Origin of the sequence: Azohydromonas lata NBRC 102462 (assembly GCF_001571085.1) — a bacterium.
GTDB lineage: Bacteria > Pseudomonadota > Gammaproteobacteria > Burkholderiales > Burkholderiaceae_C > Azohydromonas > Azohydromonas lata.
In genome coordinates this window covers 1-1,970 of the sequence record NZ_BCTC01000249.1, presented here as the reverse complement: position 1 = coordinate 1,970, position 1,970 = coordinate 1, and the positions used below count along the sequence as shown (strand labels likewise).

At 67.1% G+C, this 1,970-nt stretch carries 1 protein-coding gene; it reads left to right on the top strand.

The window, feature by feature from the left end; translation table 11 throughout:
* The coding region (locus tag ALA01S_RS30885) for an efflux RND transporter permease subunit (protein WP_157119434.1) at positions 1 to 1,970 on the top strand (1,970 nt) is incomplete at both ends.

The following is a 1,970-nucleotide window of genomic DNA, read 5'->3' as shown; positions in this document are numbered from 1 at the left end:
AGGCATGCAGGCGCCGCGCGTGACGTTCCGCCAGGCCAGCTTCATCGAGTCCTCCATCAACACGCTGCAGGGCAAGCTCATCGCCGCCTCGGCCTTTGTCGCGGTGATCCTGTTCCTCTTCCTGGGCAACGTGCGTACGACGGTGATCGCGCTGGTGGCGATTCCGGTGTCGATCTTCATCACCGCGCTGGTGTTCCGCTACTTCGGGCTGTCGATCAACACCATGACGCTGGGCGGCCTGGCCATTGCCATCGGTGGCCTGGTGGATGACGCGGTCGTGGGCATCGAGAACGTGATGCGTCGGCTCAAGGAGGATCGCAGCCGCCATCACGAGCACCGGCTGCATCCCATCGAGGTGGTGGCGCGTGCAACGATGGAGGTGCGCTCGGCGATCCTGTACGCCACCGTGATCATCGTGCTGGTGTTCGTGCCGCTGTTTGCGTTGCCCGGCATGGAGGGGCGGCTGTTCGTGCCGCTGGGCATCGCTTTCATCGTCTCGACGCTGGCCAGCCTGGTGGTGTCGGTGACGGTCACGCCGGTGCTCTCGCTGTATCTGCTGCCGCGCATGAAGTCGCTCGACCATGGCGACACCCGGCTGCTGGCCTGGCTCAAGCGCCGCTACGGCAACGCGCTGCAGAAGGTCCTGAACCGGCCTCGCGCTGCGGTTGCCGCGGGTGCGGTGGCGGTCCTGGCTGCGGCAGTGGCCGTGCCCTTCTTCGCGACCACCTTCCTGCCGCCGTTCAACGAAGGCACGCTGCTCATCGGCATGCGCCTGAATCCCGGCGTGACGCTGGCGCAATCCACCGACATCGCGCGCCAGGCCGAAGTGCTGGTCAAGCAGGTGCCCGAGGTGACCCACGTCGGGCGCCGCAGCGGCCGGGCCGAGCTTGACGAGCACGCCGAGGGCGTGCACGTGAGCGAGCTCGACGTGGGCCTCAAGCCCGTGGGCGAGATCAAGCGCAGCATGCAGCAGATCCAGGCCGACATCCGCTCGCGCCTGGTAAACCTGCCCGCGGCCATCGCCATTGGCCAGCCCATCTCGCACCGCATCGACCACATGCTCTCGGGCGTGCGCTCGCAGATCGCCATCAAGATCTTCGGCGAGGACCTCGACACGCTGCGCGGCCAAGCCGACGTGCTGCGCAACCGGCTGGCGTCGATCCCCGGCATCGCCGATCTCGAAATCGAGAAGCAGGTGCTCGCGCCCCAGATCAAGGTGCGCCTGGACTATGCGGCGGCAGCCCGCTATGGCGTTCCGGCGCCGCAGGTGCTCACGGTGCTGCAAAGCCTCGTGGAGGGCGAGAAGGTCACGCAGATCGTCGAGGGCGGACGGCGCTTTGCGCTGGTGGTCAAGCTGCCCGAGGAGGCGCGTTCCACGCAGGGCCTGCAGGACATCCTCATCGAGACGCCATCGGGGCGCATCCCGCTGTCCAAGATTGCCTCCATCGAGGATAGCGACGGTCCCAACCAGATCAGCCGCGACGATGGCAAGCGCCGCATCGTGCTGTCGGCCAATGCCCAGGGCCGTGCCTTGTCGGACATCGTGACCGACATCCGCCGCGTGGTGGCCGAGACCAAGCTGCCCGAGGGCTACTTCGTGACGCTGGGCGGACAGTTTCAGGCCCAGGAGGAGGCCTCCCGCCTGGTGGGGCTGCTGTCCATCGTGTCGGCCGTGCTGATGTTCGTCGTGCTGTTCAGCCGCTACAAGAGCTCGAAGCTGGCCCTGCTGATCATGGCCAACATCCCGCTGGCACTGGTGGGCGCCGTGGTGGGGCTGTGGCTGGCCGGACAGCCGCTGTCGGTAGCGGCCCTGGTGGGCTTCATCACGCTGGCGGGCATATCCGTGCGCAACGGCATCCTCAAGGTCAGCCACTACATCAACCTCATGCGCTTTGAGGGCGAGGACTTCGACCACCGCATGATCCTGCGCGGCTCGCTGGAGCGGCTGAGCCCCGTGCTGATGACGGCGC